The following is a 22,527-nucleotide window of genomic DNA, read 5'->3' on the forward strand; positions in this document are numbered from 1 at the left end:
GTTATCGACATTCTTCACTTTTTGTTTGCTCTGAAATTTTACCAATTTCATAATAATCTAATATTTCTGGCTCTAATCGCTCTTTTAAAATAACAGCAAGTTTTTTTCTGCTCCGGAATAATTTTATTTTGACATTATTAGCACTAATATCCATAATCTTACCAATTTCGTTCAAGTTTTGGTCTTCAAAATAAAAGAGTGTTAATAAAAAACTTTCTTCACTTGGTAACAAATTTAAACAATTCTGGATATCCTGTTTTCGTTCTTGATCTTCTAAATCACTTAAAGCATTGTCTGTCGTTTTAATTAAATGCCCTTTAAGCTCATCAATAACAACATGGTTTTCTTCTTTTTTATTCTTTTTCAAATAATCCAGACAAGTGTTGTAAGCAATTTTATAAATCCAGGTCGAAAACTTAGAATCTCCTTTAAATTTATTCAGGGAATTAAAAATTTTAATAAAAGTATCCTGAGAAACTTCTTCGGCTATTTCCCTATTTTTCACCATCTTTATGGCCAAAGTAAATATCAGGTCTTTATAACGATCAACTAATACTGCAAACATATTAGTTTCACCTAAAAGAATCTGATTGATATAATACTGATCATTTACTTTATCCATATTCCATATGACGACAACAAACTCATTAAGGTTACAACTAAATTAAAATATTTTTTTTTAGTAAAATCTGTAACCTTCGTTAAACTTCTTTCGTCATATGGAATATCAATCAATTAAATTATAAAATTATGGGTTCACAAATTTTAATACCGATTAGTCTCTTCCTTATGATCTTCGGAATTGTCTATCTTATTTACTCAACCAGAAACAGGGAACGTTTAGCTCTCATAGAAAAAGGCATAGATGCAAGTATCTTTGCACAAGGAAAAAACAATGGTATTCCTATATGGAAAGTTTTTATTCTAAATTTTGCGTTTTTACTAATAGGAAGTGGAATTGGAATTTTCTTAGCTTTACTTATTACAACTTATACCTCGCTACAAGATGGTGCAGTTTATCCTTCTACTATTTTTACAATGGCAGGAATCGGTTTACTTGTTGGATTCAACCAATCTAAAAATTTAAACAAAGACTAAGTTCTGTTTATTTCTAAAAAAAACGTGTCAAGAAAATATATTTTTTGACACGTTTTTTTTATGCTTCTTTAGAACCTATATTTTCATAATAAGCATCTATCGAAAGTTGTTTTTGCATGGAAGCCATGACTGCTAATTCGTCACAACGTTCATTTTGAGGGTGATTATTATGCCCTTTAATCCATTTAAAATCTACTTGATGTTTTCTATAAATAACCAAGAATCGTTTCCATAAATCAGGATTTTTTCTCCCAACAAATTTTTTCTTCTCCCACCCAAAAACCCATTTTTTCAGAACAGAATCCACCACATATTTTGAATCTGAAATAACCAGAACTTTCATATTTGGTTTTTTAAGTTTTTCAAGCCCTACTATTACAGCCAAAAGCTCCATCCTATTATTGGTCGTAAGACGGAATCCTTCATAATATTCTTTTTTGTGTGGTGTTCCAACCAATTCCATCACAACACCATATCCTCCATTGCCAGGATTCCCCTTAGCCGCGCCATCTGTATATATATGTACTTCGTGTTGATTCATTTTAGACTTCTTACATTGTTAGACTACTTAGATATTAGACTTGCTTCGCTTTTAGACTTCTTAGATTATTAGACTTCTTAGACTGTTCGAGTATTGCATCATTAAACAATTAGCTTCATTTATGATAACTTAAAAATTCATACCAAAACATCAATTCAATTCCTTTTTTAAATCCGGAATAAAATTTATGATCCCAATTAAAAGTCTAAAAATCTAAGAAGTCTAAGCCAGTCTAATTAATCTATCAATTACTTCTGGAAAATGCTTTTGCTCTAATTCATGAATTTTAGCAGCAACATCTTCTGCTGTATCTGTATCGGCTAAAGCAACTTTTTCCTGAAAAATAATTGCTCCTTCATCGTAATTCTCATTTACATAATGAATGCTTATTCCTGTCTCTTTTTCCTTATTTTCGACTATTGCTCTGTGAATGTGCATTCCATACATTCCTTTCCCGCCATAATTAGGTAATAGCGCAGGATGAATGTTAATTATTTTATTAGGATATGCCTCGATAATGTTTTTTGGGAATTGAAGCAAGAAACCAGCCAAAACGATCAAATCGGGATCGATATTTTTTACTTTTTGTAGTACATTACCGTCAATTAATTCAGTTTTCGTGAAAATTTCGACCTCAACTTGATGGTTTTTGGCTCTTTCAATTACTTTCGCATTAGCGTTATTGGTAAACACCGAAACCACATTTGCAATTTGACTCTTTGCAAAATATTTTATAATATTTTCAGCATTACTACCTGAACCTGAGGCAAAAACGATAATTTTTTTCATACTCGAATTAATTTATTTTTTGCAAAAAACGGAATAAAAAACCAAAATAAATAACATTCGAACCCCTTTGTTGAAATAAATTTTATAAATTAGTGTTACATTTATTAACTAAATCGTGGTTTTAAAATAAAGTTTTTTATTTTTGCCAACAAATTAAATTCTAAAATTAAAGATTATGTCAGACATTGCATCAAGAGTAAAAGCGATTATCGTAGACAAATTAGGTGTTGACGAAAACGAAGTTGTAACAGAAGCAAGCTTCACTAATGATTTAGGAGCTGACTCATTAGACACTGTTGAGCTTATTATGGAATTCGAAAAAGAATTTGATATTCAAATTCCAGACGATCAAGCAGAAAACATTGCTACTGTAGGTCAAGCTATTTCTTATATCGAAGAAGCTAAAAAATAATAAATTCCCACCCGATTTTTTTTATAAACTATAAAAGGTCGGGTGTTATTATTTTTTATAAAAATTTAAATTTTGGGTTGATTTTCAATCAAAAAAATATATTTATATTGTAATACCCATGGCTCTTTTGTAATATAATACAATCAAGAAAGCGTGGGTTTTATTTGTTTAAAGCTAATAAAACACATTATTTATGGTATTAAGGCGAGTTGTTGTAACAGGATTAGGCGCACTTACCCCTATTGGGAATAACATCCAGGATTATTGGAACGCGCTTATTAATGGAGTAAGCGGTGCTGCCCCAATAACGTATTACGATACAGAGAAACATAAAACGAAATTTGCCTGTGAAGTAAAAAACTTCAACATCGAAGATTTTATGGATCGTAAAGAATCACGTAGATTAGATAAATTCGCTCAATATGCTGTTGCTGCAAGTGACGAAGCTATAAAAGATGCTGGACTTACAGATGACAACGTCGACAAACAAAGAGTTGGTGTTATCTGGGGAGCTGGAATTGGTGGTTTAGAAACTTTTCAAGAAGAAGTTATTTACTACGCTAAAGGAGACGGAACACCAAAATTCAATCCGTTTTTTATTCCTAAAATGATTGCTGATATTGCCCCTGCACACATTTCTATGAGAAATGGTTATATGGGACCAAATTATACAACTGTTTCTGCTTGTGCTTCTTCTGCCAATGCACTTATTGATGCTTTTAACTACATTCGTTTAGGAATGTGTGATATTATCATCTCTGGTGGTTCTGAAGCTGCTATTACAATTGCAGGAATGGGAGGTTTTAACTCTATGCATGCTTTATCAACCAGAAACGATAGTCCTGAGACTGCTTCAAGACCTTTTGATGCTACTCGTGACGGTTTTGTTTTAGGTGAAGGAGCTGGTGCATTAGTTCTTGAAGATTACGAACACGCTAAAGCACGTGGAGCAAAAATATATTGCGAAATTGGCGGTGGCGGAATGTCATCTGATGCATACCACTTAACAGCACCACATCCGGAAGGAATTGGAGTAATTGCTGTAATGAAAAACACATTACGTGATGCTGGTATGAATCCTGAAGATGTTGATCATATTAATACGCACGGTACATCTACTCCACTTGGAGATGTTGCTGAATTAAAAGCGATTAGTGCTGTTTTTGGTGATCATGCCAAAAACATCAATATCAACTCTACAAAATCTATGACTGGACACTTACTTGGTGCTGCTGGTGCTATCGAAGCAATTGCTTCTATACTTGCCATGAAACACGGTATTGTTCCTCCAACAATCAATCATACGGTTGCTGACGAGAAAATAGATCCTTCATTGAATTTAACACTAAACAAACCTCAAAAAAGAGAAGTTAATGTTGCTATGAGTAACACTTTTGGTTTTGGAGGTCATAATGCTTGTGTTTTATTTAAAAAATTAGTTGACTAATTTTCTTATGAGTATTTTCAAAAAAATATTTTCAAAATCCCGTTCTCAAGAAGACGGGATTTTTTTTGATTCTATTCAAAAAATACTTGGATTTTCACCAGTTTCGATTGAATTTTATAAGAAAGCCTTTACTCATCGCTCTTCTAACAGACTGGATGAGAATGGAAACCCTATTAACTACGAACGTTTAGAATTTCTTGGAGATGCAATGCTAAGTGCTGTAATTGCAGCACATCTCTTTAATAAAGCTCCTGCTGGAGATGAAGGTTATCTGACCAAGATGCGTTCTAAAATCGTAAGTAGAGAACATCTGAACGAACTAGGAAAAGACCTTAATCTAGCTCGTTTTATAGAAAGCAAAGTGCCTTTACAACACTTTGGAGAAAACATTCATGGTAACATTTTTGAATCACTTATTGGAGCCATTTATCTTGACAGAGGATATTCTTTTTGCGAAAAATTTATCCAAAGTAGCGTAATCGGCCCATACGTAGATATTACCCGACTTGAGGGAAAAGTAATAAGCTACAAAAGCTTGGTTATTGAATGGTGCCAGAAAGAGAAAAAGATATTTCATTATGATATTTTTGAGGATAATGGCATTGGTGGAGAACGTTTATTTGGCGTCAAATTAAGTATTGACGATAAAGTAGTCGCAAGAGCGCGAGCTACTTCCAAAAAGAAAGCAGAAGAAAAAGCGTCTCAACGTGCGTATTTTGCATTTCAAGAAAAAATGGACAAGAAATAAAACTGATTTTCTTAAAACTATATCGTTTTCGTTTATAAATTAACAAAAACATACCAATCTTAACTATTGAACCAGCAATAGAAATAGTATATTTACAACTTATTTTTTCAGGAAATGGCTATTCATAAATTAGAATTAGGCGAATTTGATGAAATTGATTATAATTTGATTGCCATACATACTTCAATGGAAGATTATCGATTGGCTTATTTTATCAATCAAAACTTCCCAGTTCTTTTGAGTAAAAGTAAAAATGAAATCCAAATTAATGTGAAAGAAGGTGAGACTCATTTTTCACGATTTGATTATTACGATGAAGAAAAAGAACTTTATTGGGATTTGATTCAGAATAAGAATGAAGTCATTCAGAATACACCAAATGACAGTCAGGATTTATTTTCAGACACTTCGATGGAAGTCGCCACAAAAGTGTATTTACTACCTGAGTTTAAAAAAGTTGATTATTTTTTAAAAATTGAAAAGAGTGAGGAAGCTTTCGATATATTAAAAATACAACAAATATTAAATACCATTGATACCATCTCAACGGTTTATATAGTTGATACAAATAAAATAAAATCAAAAAACAATTTAATTTTTTAATAGAAATGCTTACAAACAAAAAAACCAAAATTGTAGCCACACTTGGGCCTGCATGTGGAACTAGAGAGATCATCAAGGACATGATCGAAGCAGGTGTTAATGTGTTTAGAGTTAATTTTTCGCATGCAGATTACGAAGGAGTAAAAGAGAAAATCAACATTATTAGAGGACTTAACGAAGAGTTTGGTTATACCACGGCAATACTCGGAGATTTACAAGGACCTAAACTTCGTGTAGGAGTAATGGAAGAAGGAGTTGTAGTAAACGATGGTGATATCATCACTTTTACTACTGCAGAAGATATTATAGGTACTGCAAAAAAAGTTTTCATGAAGTACCAAAACTTTCCAAATGATGTTAATCCTGGAGAGCGTATTTTATTGGATGATGGAAAACTTATCTTTGAAATCCTTACAACTGATAAAAAATCAGAAGTTACCGCTGTAGTTATTCAAGGTGGTGAATTAAAATCTAAAAAAGGTGTAAACCTTCCTAATACTAAAATATCTTTACCTGCATTGACAGAAAAAGATATTGCAGATGCAATTTTTGCTATTGAGCAAAAAGTAGACTGGTTAGCTCTTTCTTTTGTAAAAACACCACGTGACTTACAAGACTTACAAGAGTTAATTGCTAAACATTCTGATTATAAAATTCCGATTGTAGCTAAAATCGAAATGCCAGAAGCATTAGAGAATATGGATAAAATCGTTGCTTATTGTGACGCTTTAATGGTTGCTCGTGGAGATCTAGGAGTTGAACTTCCTGCTCATGAAGTACCATTAGTTCAAAAAGAATTAATCCGTAGAGCAAAAACTGCTCGTATTCCTGTAATTGTGGCAACACAAATGATGGAGACTATGATTACTAGTTTAACTCCAACTCGTGCAGAAGTAAACGACGTTGCAAACTCTGTTATGGATGGTGCTGATGCTGTAATGCTTTCTGGAGAAACTGCTGCAGGAAACTACCCAGTACAAGTTATTCAGAAAATGACACAAATTATCGAAGCTGTTGAAGACTCTCCGCTAATTCATGTTCCACAAAACACACCACAAATAAAAACAAAACGTTTTATTACTAAAACAATTTGTCAGCAAGCTGCGCTTATGGCTAACGTTATCAAAGCTAAAGCAATTTGTACATTAACAAATAGCGGTTATACTGCTTTCCAAATTTCGGCTTGGAGACCATCTGCTCATATTTTAGTATTTACTTCAAACAGAAGAATCTTAACTCAATTAAGTCTTTTATGGGGAGTTAAATCATACTACTATGACAAAGATGTAAGTACTGATGATACTGTAACTGATGTAAATCAAATCGTAAAAGATAAAGGATATGTTGTAAAAGGTGACTACTTAATTAACCTTGCTGCAATGCCTATTAAAGATAAAGGAATGGTAAACACCATGAGAGTTACTGAAGTAGAATAATCTTATTTCTTTTCAAAAATATTAAATCCGTCTTGTAGTTTCTACTTGACGGATTTTTTTTATATCAAAATTAATTTCGCAAGACATCTTGTTTCTTAACTCATAAACATCAAATAATCAAAAGCTAAACAACCTTAATCTAGGTTTCTATTATTATAAATAGTGTAACATTTTAATTGCCGTAACGTCTTTATTTAAAAACCGGAAAGCTTTATGAAAAAAATATTCCTCTTTTTAATTTTTCTAACGTATCCTTTAATCTGTTCTGCTCAAATAAATAAAATAAAAATCCCCACAGATAACAAGCTAAAAACTACATTAGATTCATTAGTAGATCAATCCGTTTTGGTGTTTATGAAAAACAACTCCAGAGTTGGTATCTCAATAGGTATTATTAAGAACGGAAAACAATACATCTATAATTATGGCTCTACTCAAAAGGAAAAATTAGAATTACCAACTAGTAATACAGTTTATGAACTTGCATCTATTACAAAAACATTTGCATCGACTTTGCTCGCAAAAGCAGTTATCGAAAACAAGGTAAAACTAAACGATGATATACGTAAGTATCTTAAAGAAGATTATCCTAATTTAGACAATAACGGAACACCTATTACCTTACTTAATCTGGCTAATCTCACATCTGGATTACCCAATTGGATGCCAGATAAAGATCTTTTTGGAAAGGCAAATCCTGACGACATACCCTATATCTTAGATTCTGTTCACAAAAAATATAGCCGACAAGATTTTTACCGAGATCTTCATAATGTAAAACTACAGACAATACCCGGAACCGTTTCCCGCCATTGTAATACCGCCGCTCAATTACTTGGCTATATTATGGAAGAGGTTTACAATGACTCCTATGAAAACCTCTTAAAAATGTATTTTGTAGATCCTCTCAAAATGAAAAACACATTCTTACTAAAAACTGGAAAAACTCCAGCAAAAATGGCAAAAGGTTATGATGGTAAAGGACGCGTTATGCCGATTATTGATTGGGAAGATTTACGAGTTGCGGCAAGTATAGCTTCTTCAACTTCGGACATGTTAAAGTATATGACATTTCAGCTAAACGAAAAAAATAGTATTGTAAAGCTGAGTCACGAACCAACTTTTGGAAAAATCGAAGATGGTGCTATTGCTCTTAACTGGAAAGTAAAAAAAACAAATAACGGCAGGAGCATTTCACATACAGGCGGTAGTTTAGGATTTAGTAGTTATATAGTATTTTATCCTGATTTAAATTCAGGCATTATTTTACTTTCTAATGAAGCCGATCAAGGCACACAAAATGAACTAATTACCCTATCTAATGAAATTTTAAAATCTTAATTTTATTAAACAAATTTTCTCCTTAGCATTTTTTGGGGAAAGCTTTAAGTTTTTTATATCTCTTATACGTTGAGGATTTCGCAAGTTGGATTATGCAAAATCGGGAAATTACATGAATTGGCTATAAAGCATAATTGATTTGCTTTTTTGTGCAAATCTAGTGCCAATTGAATTTTATCAGGATTAGCAATTGTAACTTTAGGATTTAATCGAGCTTCAGTAAAACGTCCGCTTCCGTCGAAATCTACTTCTAGCGTTGCTTCGGCGTTATCAGAATAACTCAAAACTTCAATTCCGTTTTGTCCACAAACATAAAGGTATGACATCATGTGGCAAGAAACCAGACTGCTCAACAGCATGTCTTCTGGATTATATAATTCTGGATCACCTTTAAAAGCTTTTGCAGCCGAGACATTCAAAACTGGCTTGCCTTCAATTATTATTTTATGATTTTTAGAAACAAAACCTTTCTCATTTTTATGTAATGACCATTTAGCTTCTGCTTTAAATAAATGTTTAAATCCCATACTTTTTTTATTATTTAAAAATGTAATCTCGAAGTTTCCGATTATAATGAGTTACGCATTATCAATGAAGATTTGTTTTCGATGTTTTGTTTTTTTCCAGACAAAACCATCTTTGCCATAATTTTTCCCATTTCTTCAAAGTTTGTCGAAATAGTTGTTATTCCATTTTCTACCACTTTTTTTAATGGTGTTTCGTTGTAAGAGATAATTCCGAAATCCTGACCTAATTTTAAATCCTGACGTTTGGCTTTTTCTATAACCCGAACCAAATCTCTATCGTTAGGAATAATATATACCTCTCCTACTTTAATTTCTCTTTCTCTAAACTCAGTTATCACTTCATTATCAAATGAAAAATCATTACAAAAATTCAGAAATCCAATTTTCATCCCTAACGGTTCTCTAAATCCAGGAAAAATCATAATTAATTTGCTGTACTTATCTAGCTTAGGTTTTCCCTTAACTAATGCATCATAAATGTCTTTTGGAAAATTCTGACAAACTGATGGATACGCTTTTAAGGCTTCACTAGTCTGATCCAAAATATAAACTTCATTTACTGGTAGGGTATTTATACACGAAGCCGCATCTGCTAAATCGGTTGGCATAATTATATATTTAGTATATGCCCCGTTATTATCATTTATTAGTTTCTTAAAGACTTTTGTATTGAAATAATAAAAAAAGATATCAACCTGTACTTCTTCTCCAATATTTCTTAAAAAGGAAATATAGATATCTTCCTTAAAATTATTAAGCTCATCAAAAAGTAAAAAAACTCGCTCTTTGATTGTGATTTCAACACTTTTAATATAATATCCCTTTCCTGGGATGGCATAAATAATACCTCTCTTTTTTAATTCATCATAAGCCTGCAAAACAGTATCTCTTGATAATGAAAAAGCCAAACACACTTTATTTACCGACGGCAATCTGTCGCCTTTCTTTAAGTATTTCTTATTAATGCTACTTTCAATTGAAGCTATAATCTGTTTGTATTTAGGAATTCCTAGATTATTTTGGATAGAAATTATATTCATAAAGATTAAGATTTGATGCAATATACAAAAAACTGGTAGGTGCTGGTATGGATTACGTTAATAATATATATATTTTTGAATTTCATTTTTCACAAAAAAATAATGAAAATAAAACACAAATCACATTTAACAGATATAAACACAAAAGAATTCTTGGGGATATTACCCAACAATGAAGCTATACACTCTTATAAATTAACCAATAAAAATGGCATGCAAGCTACTATTATTGATTATGGTGCAACAATTACTTCGCTAATAGTACCTCTCGAGAGTGGAGAACTTATAGATGTTGTTTTGGGTTTTGATACTTTAGAGAAATATTTAAAATCCTACTCTTTATCTGACGCACCTTATTTTGGCGCTACAATAGGACGCTATGCTGGCAGAATAAATAACGGAACTTTTACCTTAAATGATAAAACATATCTTTTAAACAAAAACAATAATAATCATTCTATACATGGCGGAATTATTGGCTTTTCTCAAAAAAAATGGGAAGTTGAGACAATTATCAATGGTGAAAATTCATCCATAACAATGACTCTTTTAAGTCCGGCAAATGAAGAAAATTATCCCGGAGATTTATCTGTAAGCCTAACCTATACGCTAACTGATGACAATGAGCTACAATTAGAATATAATGCTACTACGACACAGGATACAATTATAAACTTAACGAATCACAGTTATTTTAATCTTAACGGACATGGTTCTAGTGTTACTGACCAAGAAATGATTGTAAACTCAGATAAAATATTAGAAACATCCTCAGAGAATATCCCAACAGGAAATATTTTAAATCTTTTAAACCATCCTTTCGATTTTAGAACTCCTGCAAACTGCCCTCCTATTATTGATAATTCATTTATAATAGAAACTAAAAACGATATCGCCGCTGCACTTTACAGCCCAACAAGCAGATTACGAATGACGGTTTATACAGATCAGCCAAGTGTACATGTTTTTGTAGGTGGTAATTGTTCTACCGAAATAAAAGGAAAAGAAAACGTTACTTATCATGCTTTAAGCGGCATTTGTTTCGAAGCTCAAAACTATCCCGATGCGCCTAATCAATCTCGTTTTCCTAATTCAGTACTAAAAAAAGAAGATAAATACCATCATAAAACTGTCTATAAATTTCAGTGCATTTAAAAAAAACCAATAACTATAACCACGAAATACTTTATATTAACTTCCTCCTTAAACACAATTAACCATGAACCAAAACCTTGCCCTCGCAGATTATGCGGTTTTTATAATTTACTTTATCGTAGTATCTACCTACGGTTATACTATATATCGCAAACGTAAAAAAGACGAAAAAGATGCCAAAGCTTATTTCCTTGCCGAGGGAAATCTAACCTGGTGGGCAATTGGAGCTTCATTAATTGCGTCTAATATTTCGGCAGAACAATTTATCGGAATGAGTGGCGAAGGCTTCTTTTTAGGAATTGCAGTTGCTGCTTACGAATGGGTTGCTGCCATTACCTTAATAATTGTGGCCGTATGGTTTATTCCTGTTTATCTTAAAAATAAGATATACACCATGCCTCAGTTTTTAAAAACACGTTATAACGAATCAACTGCTTTGATCATGGCAGTTTTTTGGTTGTTTTTATATGTTTTTGTAAACCTTACTTCTATTTTATACTTAGGAGCTGTTGCTATAAACGGATTGGCGGGAGGAGAATACCTTCATGTTATTATGGTAGGATTGGCACTTTTTGCTCTTATAATTTCGTTGGGAGGAATGAAGGTTGTTGCTTATACCGATGTTATCCAAGTTGCCGTATTAATCATAGGCGGATTAGTAACTTCTTATATTGCTTTAACAACCGTAGGGCAATATTTTGGTGTGGGTCAAAATGCAATTGCAGGTTTTAAAGTTTTAATGCAGGAAGCTCCGGAACATTTTAAAATGATTATCCCAAAACCAACAGCAACTTCTTCACAACTAGAAATAGATAAGTACTTAACTTTTCCTGGTTTATTATCTTATGTTGCTGGTATCTGGATTATCAATCTTAATTATTGGGGTTGTAACCAATACATTACTCAAAGAGCCTTGGGCGCCGATTTACAAACTGCTCGTACAGGAATTTTATTTGCAGGTTTCTTAAAATTATTAATGCCTCTAATAGTTATGTTACCAGGTATTGCTGCTTATGTTTTATACCAAAACGGACATTTACCTCAACTTGTTGGCGGAAAAGATGGAGCATATTCTGCGGTACTAACCTTTTTACCAACTGGATTAAAAGGACTTTCGGTAGCAGCATTAACCGCTGCAATCGTGGCTTCGCTGGCTGGGAAAGTAAATAGCATCTCGACTATTTATACACTAGATATTCATAAAAAATACATCCAAAAAGAAGCTGGCGAAAAGCAACAAGTAAACATTGGTCGAATTGCCGTTTTTGCTGCAATGCTTCTGGCTGTTTTATTTACTTGGAATGATATTTTAGGTATTGGCGGTGTTGGTGGGTTTACCTATATCCAAAAATATACTGGTTTTATTAGCCCCGGAGTTTTTGCTATGTTTATTCTTGGTATGTTCTGGAAAAGAACAACTGGAGCTGCGGCTATTGTTGGTGTAATTTTAGGATTTGTATTATCTATATTATTTAATGAATATGCTCCAATGCTATTTGGTAATGACACATTGTTATATACTGCTTATCCAAACGGAAAAGGAGCCTATGAAATTCCGTTTCATATTTGTATGGGATTATCTTTCTGCTTTACTACACTTGCAATGGTTCTTATAAGTTTTGCAGGTCCAAAAGTAAACCCGAAAGCATTCGAATTAGACACTACAATGTTTAAGTTAAAACCACAAACAACTGTATTAATCGTAATTACTTTATTGATAATCGCCTCTTTATATGTAAAGTTCTGGTAATACACTTAAACTTAATCAATAAAAAAACCCTAGTTTGCACTAGGGTTTTGTTTTTTCTTGCTTTCCATATTTAATAAGTAAGCCATATTTTTAATTACATTATCATGTTTCTTTACAAATGGGTTTTCCTCGTCCCAAACATATCCGGCAAGTACAGCACATATTTTACGTTTTACATCTGGATTTTCTGGCTGATGAAAAAATAATGTTTGCAAGTTACCCGTATACCATTCTTTCACGTAAGTGGTAAAAACGTTAATACCGCGTTTCATATATTCCGTAAACTCTACTTCCCAATCTACAGGAATCCCTTGCGATTGTTTCAAATATAATTTTGCTGCAAGCATACCCGATTCGGTAGCAAAAGCAACTCCTGATGAAAATACCGGATCCAAAAATTCGGTACTATTTCCCGTTAAGGCAAAACCATCACCATACATTTTCTTAACTGAGCGCGAATAGTTTTCTAACTTTATAGGCTCGAATAAAAACTCCGTTCCCTGAAACCTTTTTATATAATAATCTGAAAGCTGAATTGCATTTTTTAAAGCTTCGGCATTGTCTTTATTCTCCGAAAGGGAATTTATAAAATCTGTTGGCCCTACAACTCCTAAACTTGTATTTCCGTTAGAAAAAGGAATTACCCATAACCAAACTTCGGTTTCAAGAACATCAAAAGAAATCAATGTTCCTTCTTCTCCTTCTGGTCTGTTAATATCTTTTACATGTGTAAAAATAGAAGAATGCGGATCTAAAGCAGATGGTTTATCTAAATCTAAAAGTCTTGGTAAAACTCTACCATATCCGCTAGAATCTATAATAAATTTAGCGTGAATTTCTTTTAAATTTCCGTTAGCATCTTTTACAATTGTTTTTGAGTTGCTACCTTCAAAAGAAACTTCAAGAACTTCCGACTCAAATTCTAAATCAATTCCTTTGCGAATTAATTCCTGAGCCATCGTATTATCAAAATCGGCTCTGGGCACTTGCCAAGTCCAATCCCAACCTTCAGAAAACTTATTAGAAAAATCAAAAACACAAATTTCATTTCCTCTTATAAATCGTGCTCCTAATTTCTTCTCAAAATTCATTGCATTAAGGCTATCAAACAATTCGGCTTCGGCAAAATGATCCATAACACGTGGTATCAAACTTTCTCCAACAACAATTCTAGGAAATTTAGTTTTCTCAACCACTTTTATTTTGCAATTATTCTTACATAAATATGCCGCCGATACGCATCCAGAGGGTCCCGCTCCTATTATTAAAACATCTACAAACTCCTGTAACATATACGAATTGTTATTAATTATTGCCTTACATTTGCCATCATCAAAATAACTACATTTATTTTAATAAATAAAATTAATTTAGCATAATCAAAAAGGGTTAAATGAACACAATTGGCGAATATTTAAGTTTAAAAGAATTTGAATCCATAATCTTTGGAAATACTAAAATCGACATAAGTAAAGTTGTCTTGGATCGGGTAAATGAAAGCTTCGATTTCTTAAAGGAATTTTCAGGAAACAAAATAATATATGGCGTAAATACAGGATTTGGGCCTATGGCACAATACCGTATCAAGAACGAAGATCAGATTCAATTACAATACAATTTAATAAGAAGCCATTCTTCTGGAACTGGTAAACCATTAAATGCTGCATGTGTAAAAGCGGCAATTTTAGCTAGACTAAATACACTTTCTTTAGGGAATTCTGGAGTACATCCGTCAGTAATTCATTTAATGAAAGAGTTCATAAATAAAGATATTACTCCATTAATTTTTGAACATGGAGGAGTTGGAGCAAGTGGCGATTTGGTTCAATTATCTCATTTGGCACTAACATTAATAGGTGAAGGTGAAGTTTTTTACAAAGGAGAAAGAAGACCTACAAAAGAAGTTTTTGAAATCGAGAACCTAACTCCAATACAAGTAGAAATAAGAGAAGGACTTGCGCTTATAAACGGAACTTCGGTAATGACAGGAATAGGTGTTGTAAATGTACATCATGCTAACAAATTATTAGATTGGTCTTTAAAATTTTCATGTGCAATTAATGAAATTGTACAAACATATGACGACCATTTTTCGGAAGAATTAAACCAAACAAAACGTCATAAAGGACAACGAGAAGTAGCTGCAAGAATGAGACAAAATCTTTCTGACAGTACTTTAATCCGCAAAAGAGAAGATCATTTATATACTGGCGATAACACTGAAGAAATTTTTAAAGAAAAAGTACAAGAATATTATTCTTTAAGATGTGTACCACAAATTTTAGGTCCTATCTTAGAAACTATCAATAATGTTGGTTCAATTCTAGAAGATGAGTTTAACTCGGCAAATGATAATCCTATTATAGATGTAAAAAACAAACATGTATATCATGGTGGTAACTTTCATGGTGATTACATTTCATTAGAAATGGACAAGCTAAAAATTGTTATTACCAAACTTACAATGCTTGCTGAACGCCAATTGAATTATTTATTAAATTCTAAAATTAACGAAATCCTTCCTCCGTTTGTGAATCTTGGAACATTAGGATTTAATTTCGGAATGCAAGGGGTTCAATTTACTGCAACCTCAACAACTGCCGAAAGCCAAATGCTGTCTAACCCAATGTATGTACACAGTATTCCGAACAACAATGACAATCAAGACATTGTAAGCATGGGAACAAATGCTGCCGTTATTACTGCAAAAGTTATAGAAAATTCATTTGAAGTTTTGGCTATAGAATTGATTACTATTGTTCAGGCAATTGATTACTTAGAGCAAAAAGACCAAATCTCGTCTGTGACCAAAAAAATATATGACGATATTAGAGCAATTATACCTAAATTTAAAGAAGATCAGGTTATGTATCCTTTTGTTCAGAAAGTGAAAGACTACCTGATAAATAATTAATATTTTATTTTACATTATTAATCTTGAATCTTAAAATCATGAAAAAAACGCTTATTTTTTTATTGCTGTGCAGCATTCAATTTGTTAATAGTCAAGAACTGGCATTAGTTAGAAAAAACGGAAAATTTGGATATCTTACCAAAGATGGAACGTTTCGTATTGAACCTAAATATAAAAACGCCAAAAGCTTTTTTGATGGTTTAGCTGCTGTAGAAGAAAATGGAAAATGGGGATTCATAGATACTAAAGGAGACTGGGCAATCCCTGCAACTTTTGATAATGTAAAAGATTTTAATAGCGGTATCTGTATTGTATCTAAAGATAAAAAATGGGTTTACATCAATACCAAAGGAGAAGTTCAAATCGCTCCACCTTCAGATAAATTATATGATTTTGGAGATGGTGTAGCTTTTATAAAACAAGGAAACAAAATTGGATTAATCAATTCAAAAATGGCAATTGTTTTAGAACCAAAATATGATGTTATAAAGCCTTTTGAAAATGGTTTTGCAAGAATAGAAAACAATAAAAACTGGGGAATTATAAATACCGCTGGAAAAGAAATTATAGAACCAGCTTATGCCGAAATTGGTAATTATAATAAAAATGCAGCTTGGGCAAAGAAAGACAAAGTTTTTGGGTTAGTAACTGGCGGAAAATTTATTCCTGTAGAAGGTGCTGATAAAATTTGGGATTTCGAATCTCAAGATTTGACTTATGCCAGAAAAGATGGAAAAATCGGATTCATTGACTTAAAAGGAAATTGGGCAATTCTACCTATATATGATAAAGCTAAAGCTTTTTCTAAAAACCTGGCTCCGGTTTGTATTGGGTCTAAATGGGGGTATATTAATCCTAAGGCAGATTTTGTTATTCCGCCAACTTATAGCGATGCCGAAGTTTTTAGCACAAACGGATTAGCTCCTGTAAAAGAAAAGAACTGGGGTTTTATTAATGAAACAGGAAAATTAGTAATTCCAACTCAATATGGTATAACCGCAAACGGATTCGTAATTGCTCTATTTGTACAACAAGACAAAGGATTTATTGATGGTTTAGCAAGAGTAAAAAATGAAGGAAAATGGGGGTTTCTTAAACCTGACGGAACTGTATTAAGCAACCAATGGTTTGAAAACGCAGAACTATTTTCGCAAACAAAAGAAAAAAACACAATAAATGAAATCGCTACTGATAAGCCTAAAACAGAAACAAAAACGACTACAAAGTCAGAAACAAAACCTGTTACAAAATCAGTAAAGAAAAAAAAGTGATAACACAAACTGACCTATAAAAAGTAAAATTTACATATATGAAATCGTCACGAATAAAAATTGTGTCAACAAAACCAATAAATAAAAAGACGATACCATATATGACCTATAAAAAACAAAATTTACATATATGAAATGTGCATTAGTAACTGGTGGTTCACGAGGAATTGGGAGTGCTATTTGTAAAAAATTAGCTGTAGATACAGATTACCACATTCTGATTAACTATCATTCAAACAAAACTGCTGCTGAACAAACACTTGAAGAAGTAGTAAAATTAGGCGCAACTGCTGAGATTATACAATTTGATGTTTCTAATTTTGAAGAAGTTCAAAACGTATTAACCAAATGGCAAGATGCAAATCCTGAAGCAATTGTTGAAGCAATTGTAAACAACGCCGGAATTACAAAAGATGGCTTGTTTATGTGGATGACGCAAGATGACTGGAACGGAGTTATGAACACAAGTGTGGGTGGTTTTTTTAATGTCACTCAATTTTTTATTCAAAAAATGCTTCGTAATAAATACGGACGTATTGTTAATATGGTTTCAGTTTCGGGAGTAAAAGGTACTCCTGGCCAAACCAACTATTCTGCTGCAAAAGGTGCAATTGTAGCAGCCACTAAAGCATTGGCTCAAGAAGTAGCCAAAAGAAATATTACCGTAAATGCCGTTGCTCCTGGATTTATAAAAACCGATATGACAAGTCAACTAGACGAAAAGGAATTATTAAAATTAATTCCTGTTAATCGTTTTGGCGAAGCCGAAGAAGTTGCAAATTTGGTAAGCTTTTTGATTTCAAATAAATCAAGTTATATAACTGGTGAAGTTATAAACATAAACGGCGGAATATATTCTTAAAAAATTACTATAAAAAAGAAGATGAATAGGAGAGTTGTAATTACAGGAATGGGAATTTACTCATGTATCGGAACTTCATTAAACGAAGTAAAGGAATCCTTGTACAATGGAAAATCAGGAATACAATTTGATGCAGAGAGAAAAGAATTTGGTTTTCAATCGGCCTTAACAGGCATGGTTCCGAAACCAGATTTAAAAAGTTTATTAACTAGAAGACAGCGCATGAGCATAGGTGAAGAAACCGAATATGCTTACATGGCTACTATCGAAGCATTAAAAAATGCTGGAATCGACGATTCATTTTTTGATGATAACGAAGTTGGTATTATGTATGGTAACGATAGCGTTTCTAAAGCTATTATCGATGCAACCGATATTGTTAGAGAAAAAAAAGATACTGCTTTAATTGGTTCTGGAGCGATTTTTAAATCGATGAACTCTACTGTAACCATGAACCTTTCGACAATCTTTAAATTAAGAGGTATTAATTTAACTATAAGTGCTGCTTGTGCAAGTGGATCCCACGCCATAGGCCTGGCTTATTTTTTAATAAAAAGCGGATTTCAAGATACTGTTATTTGTGGCGGAGCACAAGAGATCAACAAATATGCAATGAGCAGTTTTGATGGTTTAGGTGTTTTTGCTTCTGAAGATGATGACCCAACCAAAGCGTCAAGACCTTTTGATTCTAATCGTGATGGTTTAGTACCAAGTGGCGGAGGAGCAACTTTAATCTTAGAAAGTTATGAATCTGCGATAAAACGTGGTGCAACTATAATTGCCGAAATTGGTGGTTACGGATTTTCATCAAATGGAGGACATATTTCGACTCCAAATGTAGAAGGTCCAGCCATAGCAATGCAAAGAGCGCTCGATGATGCAAAATTAATTGCGTCGGACATTGACTACATAAATGCACATGCTACCTCTACTCCTGTTGGAGACGAAAATGAAGCCAAAGCAATCTTTGAAATCTTTGGAAAAAGCAATCCTTATGTAAGCTCCACAAAATCAATGACAGGGCATGAATGCTGGATGGCAGGCGCAAGTGAAGTCATTTATTCTATACTAATGATGCAAAATGATTTTATAGCTCCAAACATCAATTTAGAAAATCCAGACGAAGCTGCCGCTAAATTAAATTTAGTTAAAACTACGTTAAATAGAAAAATTGATATATTTTTGTCCAATTCCTTCGGATTTGGAGGAACAAATTCTGCACTCGTAGTTAAAAAGTTTAAATTGAATAATGAATAAGCAAGAGATAATAGAAAAGATTAATGGTTTTTTGGTTGATGAATTTGAAGTTGATAATGATGACATTGAACCGAACGCTAATTTAAAAGATACTTTAGGACTAGATAGTTTAGATTATGTAGACTTGGTAGTATCTATTGAATCAAATTTTGGCGTAAAATTAGTTGAAGTTGATTTCGTTGGCATTGCTACTTTTCAAAATTTTTATGATCTTATTGAGACTAAACTAAAAGCAAAAACTGCTTAATGAGTGAATGGGATGGCAAATCAAAAGGAACTGTTTTAGGATATAGAATATTCGTTTTTTTAATACAAAAAGCGGGTGTTAAATCTGCCTATCTCCTTTTGTATTTTGTAGCCTCCTATTATTTTCTTTTCCTAAAAAAAAGCAATCGCGCCATCTTTTATTACTTTAATAAAAGACTAGGATACTCTTATTTTAAATCTAAAAAAATGGTTTTCAAAAGTTACTATACTTTTGGACAAACCATAATAGATAAAGTCTCCATTTCTGCCGGAATGAGAGATCAATTTACCTATGAATTTGACGGAATCGAAACGCTAAAAAAACTCCTTGCCGAACAAAAAGGTGGTGTTTTAATTAGTGCTCACATTGGGAATTTTGAAATTGCGGAGCATTTCTTTGGAGAAATCGACATCAATTTTCAAATCAATTTGGTTACTACTGACTTGGAACATTCGAATATAAAAAAATATTTAGAAAGCGTTACCCAAAAACCAACTGTCAAATTTATTATTATAAAAGACGATTTGTCTCATATTTTTGAAATTAACGCCGCTCTAGGCAGAAACGAACTTATCTGTTTTACAGGTGATCGCTATTTTGAAGGGACAAAATCATTGTCGGATAAACTACTAGGACAAGAAGCTAATTTTCCTGCCGGACCATTTTTAATTGCTTCCCGATTAAAAGTTCCTGTAGTTTTTGTGTATGTAATGAAAGAGCCAAACTTGCATTATCACTTATATGCTCGCGAAGCCGTTGTAAAACATCGTGACGAAAAAGGACTATTAAGTGCTTATATAGAAAACGTTGAGTCTATGCTTAAAAAGTATCCGTTGCAATGGTTCAATTATTTTGATTTTTGGGGTCAGTTAAAAAAATAAAGTAAAATAGTACAAATTTATCTTGTGCTTTTTATACTTTAGTATCATTTTAAAAATTCATACTATTTAATAGTACTACCATTACTTTAGAGGAAACATATAACAACTATTAGTTCTTCTAAATTAATTACTTTTGCTATAACCAAAAGCCACAACCAAAATGAAAAATGTTCTTTTTATTTATTACTCTCAATCTGGACAACTCGAAAGCATCGCTCGAAATATAGCCAAGCCTTTCTTGAATTCTGATGAGTTTAAAGTAACGTTTCATGAAATACAATTAGAAAAACCTTTCCCTTTTCCTTGGGATAAAGATTCTTTCTTTGATGCTTTTCCTGAGTCATTTAGGCAAATCCCAACCGCATTAAAACCAGTTCCGGAAGAAATCTTAAATACAAAATTCGATTTAGTTTTATTAAATTATCAGGTTTGGTATTTATCCCCTTCTATCCCTATTAACTCCTTTTTAAAAAGTCCAGAAGCACATAAAATCTTAAATAATACGCCTGTTGTAACCATTAGCGGATCTAGAAATATGTGGATTATGGCACAGGAAAAAATTAAAGTCTTACTAAAAGAAGCCAATGCAAATTTGGTCGGAAACGTAGCTTTAGTAGATCGCGTTGGTAATTTAATTAGTGTGATTACAATTGTAGAGTGGATGTTCTCTGGAGTTAAAAAGAAGTATTTGGGTATTTTTCCCTTACCAGGAGTATCTGAAAAAGACATTCAGGAATCCTCAAAATTTGGAGACATTATAGCTTCAAATTTAAAAGAAAATAACTTAAAAGATTTACAGCCTAAACTTATCGCAAATTCAGCCGTTCGTATAAGTTCGTATTTAGTAACCGTAGATAAAACTGCCAATAAAATTTTCACCAAATGGTCAGGACTAATCTCCAGAAATGATAAAAACAGAAAAGTACTCCTTAAGGTATTTAATGTTTATTTATTCCTGGCAATTTGGTTAATATCCCCAATAGTGTATATATTGCACGTTATTACATATCCTATTAAAATAAACAAAATAAAAAAAGAAACTCAATATTACCAAGGAGTTTAGATCCCATATTATGTTTGAAGTATATATTACAAAAGCCGCAAAATATTTGCCAAATGAAGCTGTTACAAATGATGAAATGGAAAGCTATTTGGGGCTTATCAACGATACCGTTTCTAAAGCGAGACGTATTATCTTGCGTAATAACAAGATTGTAAGCAGATATTATGCAATAGACAAAGAAGGAAAAAGCACGCATAATAATGCTGAGCTAACCCATAATGCTATCGTAAAATTATTTGATAACGATTTTACTCCACAAGATATGGAAGTACTTTCTTGCGGAACCTCAACACCAGATCTTTTTTTACCATCACATGCAGCCATGGTTCATGGATTATTAAAAAACAAATCGGTTGAGTTAAACTCTTCATCAGGAGTTTGCTGTGCAGGGATGAATTCGCTAAAATATGGTTTCTTATCTATTAGATCAGGAAATTCAAAAAATGCAGTTTGTACAGGATCCGAGAAAGTTTCGTCTTGGTTCTTATCACAAAAATACAATCCAGAAGTTTCTAATTTAAAGAACCTGGAAGAACTTCCTATAATAGCCTTCAAAAAAGATTTTTTAAGATGGATGTTATCTGATGGTTCGGGAGCTTTTTTATTAGAAAATAAACCTAGAGGTCCTATCTCTTTAAAAATAGAATGGATGGAAGCTTTTTCGTATGCGTACGAATTAGAGACTTGCATGTATGCTGGAGGAGATAAACTAGAAAGTGGCGAAATAAAACCTTGGAGTGATTACTCTCCAGAAGAATGGTTAAACGAATCTGTATTTTCTATCAAACAAGATGTAAAATTATTAGATGAATTTATCTTGGCAAAAGGTGCAAAAAGCATGAGCGAAGCAATGGCAAAAAATGGTGTAACTGCTGATCAAATTGATTATTTCTTACCACACGTTTCATCACATTTTTTTGTTGAAGGTTTAAAGAAAAACCTAGAAGAAAACAATGTAGGAATAGCCGATGAAAAATGGTTTATGAATCTTGCTCGTGTCGGTAACGTAGGTTCGGCATCGATTTATCTGGCTGTTGAAGAATTAATGAATTCCGGAAAATTAAAAGTAGGTGATCGCATTCTTTTATCAGTTCCAGAAAGCGGACGATTCTCATTTGCGTATGCGTATTTAACAGTTTGCTAAA

General features: G+C 32.6%; 23 protein-coding genes. 17 read left to right on the forward strand and 6 right to left on the reverse strand.

Annotation, left to right across the window (positions count from 1 at the left end; genetic code table 11):
- Position 1 precedes the first annotated feature (1 nt).
- Positions 2-622, reverse strand: a complete 621-nt coding sequence (locus IW20_RS06355; RefSeq protein WP_051885604.1) for an RNA polymerase sigma factor — start codon at positions 620-622, stop codon at positions 2-4.
- Positions 623-750: 128 nt separating this feature from the next.
- On the opposite strand from IW20_RS06355, the gene IW20_RS06360 reads away from it, so the two are divergent.
- Positions 751-1,098, forward strand: coding sequence for a DUF6249 domain-containing protein (locus tag IW20_RS06360; RefSeq protein ID WP_035620020.1), 348 nt, complete (start codon positions 751-753; stop codon positions 1,096-1,098).
- Positions 1,099-1,156: 58 nt separating this feature from the next.
- On the opposite strand, the gene rnhA is transcribed toward IW20_RS06360, so the two are convergent.
- Together rnhA and purN are read right to left on the reverse strand one after the other, a co-directional pair.
- Positions 1,157-1,639 (reverse strand): ribonuclease HI, encoded by a 483-nt coding sequence (gene rnhA / locus IW20_RS06365; protein ID WP_035620021.1) that lies wholly within the window; start codon positions 1,637-1,639, stop codon positions 1,157-1,159.
- Between the two features lie 222 nt (positions 1,640-1,861).
- Positions 1,862-2,428: a phosphoribosylglycinamide formyltransferase gene (purN, locus tag IW20_RS06370; RefSeq protein ID WP_035620023.1), complete on the reverse strand. Its 567-nt coding sequence runs from the start codon at positions 2,426-2,428 to the stop codon at positions 1,862-1,864.
- A gap of 175 nt (positions 2,429-2,603) precedes the next feature.
- Here purN and IW20_RS06375 point away from each other — a divergent pair, with 175 nt between their 5' ends.
- The 6 genes from IW20_RS06375 to IW20_RS06400 all read left to right on the forward strand — a co-directional run bounded on the left by IW20_RS06375 (position 2,604) and on the right by IW20_RS06400 (position 8,415).
- Positions 2,604-2,840 carry an acyl carrier protein gene (locus tag IW20_RS06375; protein WP_007137004.1) on the forward strand — a complete coding sequence of 79 codons (237 nt, stop codon included), beginning with the start codon at positions 2,604-2,606 and terminating at the stop codon, positions 2,838-2,840.
- A gap of 193 nt (positions 2,841-3,033) precedes the next feature.
- Positions 3,034-4,287 (forward strand): beta-ketoacyl-ACP synthase II, encoded by a 1,254-nt coding sequence (gene fabF, locus IW20_RS06380; RefSeq protein WP_035620027.1) that lies wholly within the window; start codon positions 3,034-3,036, stop codon positions 4,285-4,287.
- 7 nt (positions 4,288-4,294) lie between these two features.
- Positions 4,295-5,035 carry a ribonuclease III gene (gene rnc / locus IW20_RS06385; RefSeq protein ID WP_035620031.1) on the forward strand — a complete coding sequence of 247 codons (741 nt, stop codon included), beginning with the start codon at positions 4,295-4,297 and terminating at the stop codon, positions 5,033-5,035.
- Between the two features lie 114 nt (positions 5,036-5,149).
- Positions 5,150-5,638 (forward strand): IPExxxVDY family protein, encoded by a 489-nt coding sequence (locus IW20_RS06390; protein WP_035620033.1) that lies wholly within the window; start codon positions 5,150-5,152, stop codon positions 5,636-5,638.
- Between the two features lie 5 nt (positions 5,639-5,643).
- The gene (gene pyk, locus IW20_RS06395; protein ID WP_035620036.1) at positions 5,644-7,074 is read left to right on the forward strand and encodes a pyruvate kinase; all 1,431 of its coding nucleotides are present in this window, start codon (positions 5,644-5,646) and stop codon (positions 7,072-7,074) included.
- A gap of 213 nt (positions 7,075-7,287) precedes the next feature.
- A complete protein-coding gene (locus tag IW20_RS06400) occupies positions 7,288-8,415 on the forward strand; it encodes a serine hydrolase domain-containing protein (protein ID WP_035620040.1) in 1,128 nt (375 codons plus the stop codon).
- A 62-nt stretch (positions 8,416-8,477) separates the two neighbouring features.
- Here the strand turns inward: IW20_RS06400 and IW20_RS06405 are convergent, their stop codons facing one another.
- Complete coding sequence (locus tag IW20_RS06405; protein ID WP_035620042.1) at positions 8,478-8,942, reverse strand: OsmC family protein; 465 nt, start codon at positions 8,940-8,942, stop codon at positions 8,478-8,480.
- A gap of 41 nt (positions 8,943-8,983) precedes the next feature.
- A complete protein-coding gene (locus tag IW20_RS06410; RefSeq protein ID WP_035620044.1) occupies positions 8,984-9,982 on the reverse strand; it encodes a GntR family transcriptional regulator in 999 nt (332 codons plus the stop codon).
- A gap of 102 nt (positions 9,983-10,084) precedes the next feature.
- On the opposite strand from IW20_RS06410, the gene IW20_RS06415 reads away from it, so the two are divergent.
- Positions 10,085-11,137 carry an aldose epimerase family protein gene (locus tag IW20_RS06415; RefSeq protein WP_051885606.1) on the forward strand — a complete coding sequence of 351 codons (1,053 nt, stop codon included), beginning with the start codon at positions 10,085-10,087 and terminating at the stop codon, positions 11,135-11,137.
- Positions 11,138-11,201: 64 nt separating this feature from the next.
- On the forward strand, positions 11,202-12,887 hold the full coding sequence (locus tag IW20_RS06420; protein ID WP_035620046.1) for a sodium/sugar symporter: 1,686 nt from the start codon (positions 11,202-11,204) through the stop codon (positions 12,885-12,887).
- A gap of 29 nt (positions 12,888-12,916) precedes the next feature.
- Here the strand turns inward: IW20_RS06420 and IW20_RS06425 are convergent, their stop codons facing one another.
- Entirely contained in the window at positions 12,917-14,179 is a 1,263-nt protein-coding gene (locus IW20_RS06425) for an NAD(P)/FAD-dependent oxidoreductase (RefSeq protein WP_035620048.1), read from the reverse strand.
- Between the two features lie 101 nt (positions 14,180-14,280).
- Here IW20_RS06425 and IW20_RS06430 point away from each other — a divergent pair, with 101 nt between their 5' ends.
- From IW20_RS06430 to IW20_RS06465, 8 genes are all read left to right on the forward strand, one after another.
- Positions 14,281-15,801 carry an HAL/PAL/TAL family ammonia-lyase gene (locus IW20_RS06430; RefSeq protein ID WP_035620050.1) on the forward strand — a complete coding sequence of 507 codons (1,521 nt, stop codon included), beginning with the start codon at positions 14,281-14,283 and terminating at the stop codon, positions 15,799-15,801.
- Between the two features lie 38 nt (positions 15,802-15,839).
- Positions 15,840-17,072: a WG repeat-containing protein gene (locus IW20_RS06435; RefSeq protein ID WP_035620051.1), complete on the forward strand. Its 1,233-nt coding sequence runs from the start codon at positions 15,840-15,842 to the stop codon at positions 17,070-17,072.
- 130 nt (positions 17,073-17,202) lie between these two features.
- Positions 17,203-17,934 (forward strand): 3-oxoacyl-ACP reductase FabG, encoded by a 732-nt coding sequence (gene fabG / locus IW20_RS06440; protein ID WP_035620052.1) that lies wholly within the window; start codon positions 17,203-17,205, stop codon positions 17,932-17,934.
- A 21-nt stretch (positions 17,935-17,955) separates the two neighbouring features.
- A complete protein-coding gene (locus tag IW20_RS06445) occupies positions 17,956-19,191 on the forward strand; it encodes a beta-ketoacyl-[acyl-carrier-protein] synthase family protein (protein ID WP_035620055.1) in 1,236 nt (411 codons plus the stop codon).
- A complete protein-coding gene (locus tag IW20_RS06450) occupies positions 19,184-19,438 on the forward strand; it encodes an acyl carrier protein (RefSeq protein ID WP_035620058.1) in 255 nt (84 codons plus the stop codon). Before IW20_RS06445 ends, IW20_RS06450 begins: the two co-directional genes overlap by 8 nt.
- Positions 19,438-20,319 (forward strand): LpxL/LpxP family acyltransferase, encoded by an 882-nt coding sequence (locus IW20_RS06455; protein WP_035620063.1) that lies wholly within the window; start codon positions 19,438-19,440, stop codon positions 20,317-20,319. The genes IW20_RS06450 and IW20_RS06455 overlap by 1 nt, the downstream gene beginning before the upstream one ends.
- Positions 20,320-20,479: 160 nt before the next feature.
- The gene (locus tag IW20_RS06460) at positions 20,480-21,382 is read left to right on the forward strand and encodes an NADPH-dependent FMN reductase family protein (RefSeq protein ID WP_035620065.1); all 903 of its coding nucleotides are present in this window, start codon (positions 20,480-20,482) and stop codon (positions 21,380-21,382) included.
- Positions 21,383-21,392: 10 nt separating this feature from the next.
- On the forward strand, positions 21,393-22,526 hold the full coding sequence (locus IW20_RS06465) for a beta-ketoacyl-ACP synthase III (protein ID WP_035620068.1): 1,134 nt from the start codon (positions 21,393-21,395) through the stop codon (positions 22,524-22,526).
- Position 22,527 lies beyond the last annotated feature (1 nt).

Source organism: Flavobacterium hydatis (assembly GCF_000737695.1).
GTDB lineage: Bacteria > Bacteroidota > Bacteroidia > Flavobacteriales > Flavobacteriaceae > Flavobacterium > Flavobacterium hydatis.

Excerpts from the sequence above, each read along its gene's own strand:
- IW20_RS06355 (WP_051885604.1), bottom strand. The coding sequence starts at position 622 with ATGGATAAAGTAAATGATCAGTATTATATCAATCAGATTCTTTTAGGT.
- IW20_RS06360 (WP_035620020.1), top strand. The coding sequence starts at position 751 with ATGGGTTCACAAATTTTAATACCGATTAGTCTCTTCCTTATGATCTTC.
- rnhA (WP_035620021.1), bottom strand. The coding sequence starts at position 1,639 with ATGAATCAACACGAAGTACATATATATACAGATGGCGCGGCTAAGGGG.
- purN (WP_035620023.1), bottom strand. The coding sequence starts at position 2,428 with ATGAAAAAAATTATCGTTTTTGCCTCAGGTTCAGGTAGTAATGCTGAA.
- IW20_RS06375 (WP_007137004.1), top strand. The coding sequence starts at position 2,604 with ATGTCAGACATTGCATCAAGAGTAAAAGCGATTATCGTAGACAAATTA.
- fabF (WP_035620027.1), top strand. The coding sequence starts at position 3,034 with ATGGTATTAAGGCGAGTTGTTGTAACAGGATTAGGCGCACTTACCCCT.
- rnc (WP_035620031.1), top strand. The coding sequence starts at position 4,295 with ATGAGTATTTTCAAAAAAATATTTTCAAAATCCCGTTCTCAAGAAGAC.
- IW20_RS06390 (WP_035620033.1), top strand. The coding sequence starts at position 5,150 with ATGGCTATTCATAAATTAGAATTAGGCGAATTTGATGAAATTGATTAT.
- pyk (WP_035620036.1), top strand. The coding sequence starts at position 5,644 with ATGCTTACAAACAAAAAAACCAAAATTGTAGCCACACTTGGGCCTGCA.
- IW20_RS06400 (WP_035620040.1), top strand. The coding sequence starts at position 7,288 with ATGAAAAAAATATTCCTCTTTTTAATTTTTCTAACGTATCCTTTAATC.
- IW20_RS06405 (WP_035620042.1), bottom strand. The coding sequence starts at position 8,942 with ATGGGATTTAAACATTTATTTAAAGCAGAAGCTAAATGGTCATTACAT.
- IW20_RS06410 (WP_035620044.1), bottom strand. The coding sequence starts at position 9,982 with ATGAATATAATTTCTATCCAAAATAATCTAGGAATTCCTAAATACAAA.
- IW20_RS06415 (WP_051885606.1), top strand. The coding sequence starts at position 10,085 with ATGAAAATAAAACACAAATCACATTTAACAGATATAAACACAAAAGAA.
- IW20_RS06420 (WP_035620046.1), top strand. The coding sequence starts at position 11,202 with ATGAACCAAAACCTTGCCCTCGCAGATTATGCGGTTTTTATAATTTAC.
- IW20_RS06425 (WP_035620048.1), bottom strand. The coding sequence starts at position 14,179 with ATGTTACAGGAGTTTGTAGATGTTTTAATAATAGGAGCGGGACCCTCT.
- IW20_RS06430 (WP_035620050.1), top strand. The coding sequence starts at position 14,281 with ATGAACACAATTGGCGAATATTTAAGTTTAAAAGAATTTGAATCCATA.
- IW20_RS06435 (WP_035620051.1), top strand. The coding sequence starts at position 15,840 with ATGAAAAAAACGCTTATTTTTTTATTGCTGTGCAGCATTCAATTTGTT.
- fabG (WP_035620052.1), top strand. The coding sequence starts at position 17,203 with ATGAAATGTGCATTAGTAACTGGTGGTTCACGAGGAATTGGGAGTGCT.
- IW20_RS06445 (WP_035620055.1), top strand. The coding sequence starts at position 17,956 with ATGAATAGGAGAGTTGTAATTACAGGAATGGGAATTTACTCATGTATC.
- IW20_RS06450 (WP_035620058.1), top strand. The coding sequence starts at position 19,184 with ATGAATAAGCAAGAGATAATAGAAAAGATTAATGGTTTTTTGGTTGAT.
- IW20_RS06455 (WP_035620063.1), top strand. The coding sequence starts at position 19,438 with ATGAGTGAATGGGATGGCAAATCAAAAGGAACTGTTTTAGGATATAGA.
- IW20_RS06460 (WP_035620065.1), top strand. The coding sequence starts at position 20,480 with ATGAAAAATGTTCTTTTTATTTATTACTCTCAATCTGGACAACTCGAA.
- IW20_RS06465 (WP_035620068.1), top strand. The coding sequence starts at position 21,393 with ATGTTTGAAGTATATATTACAAAAGCCGCAAAATATTTGCCAAATGAA.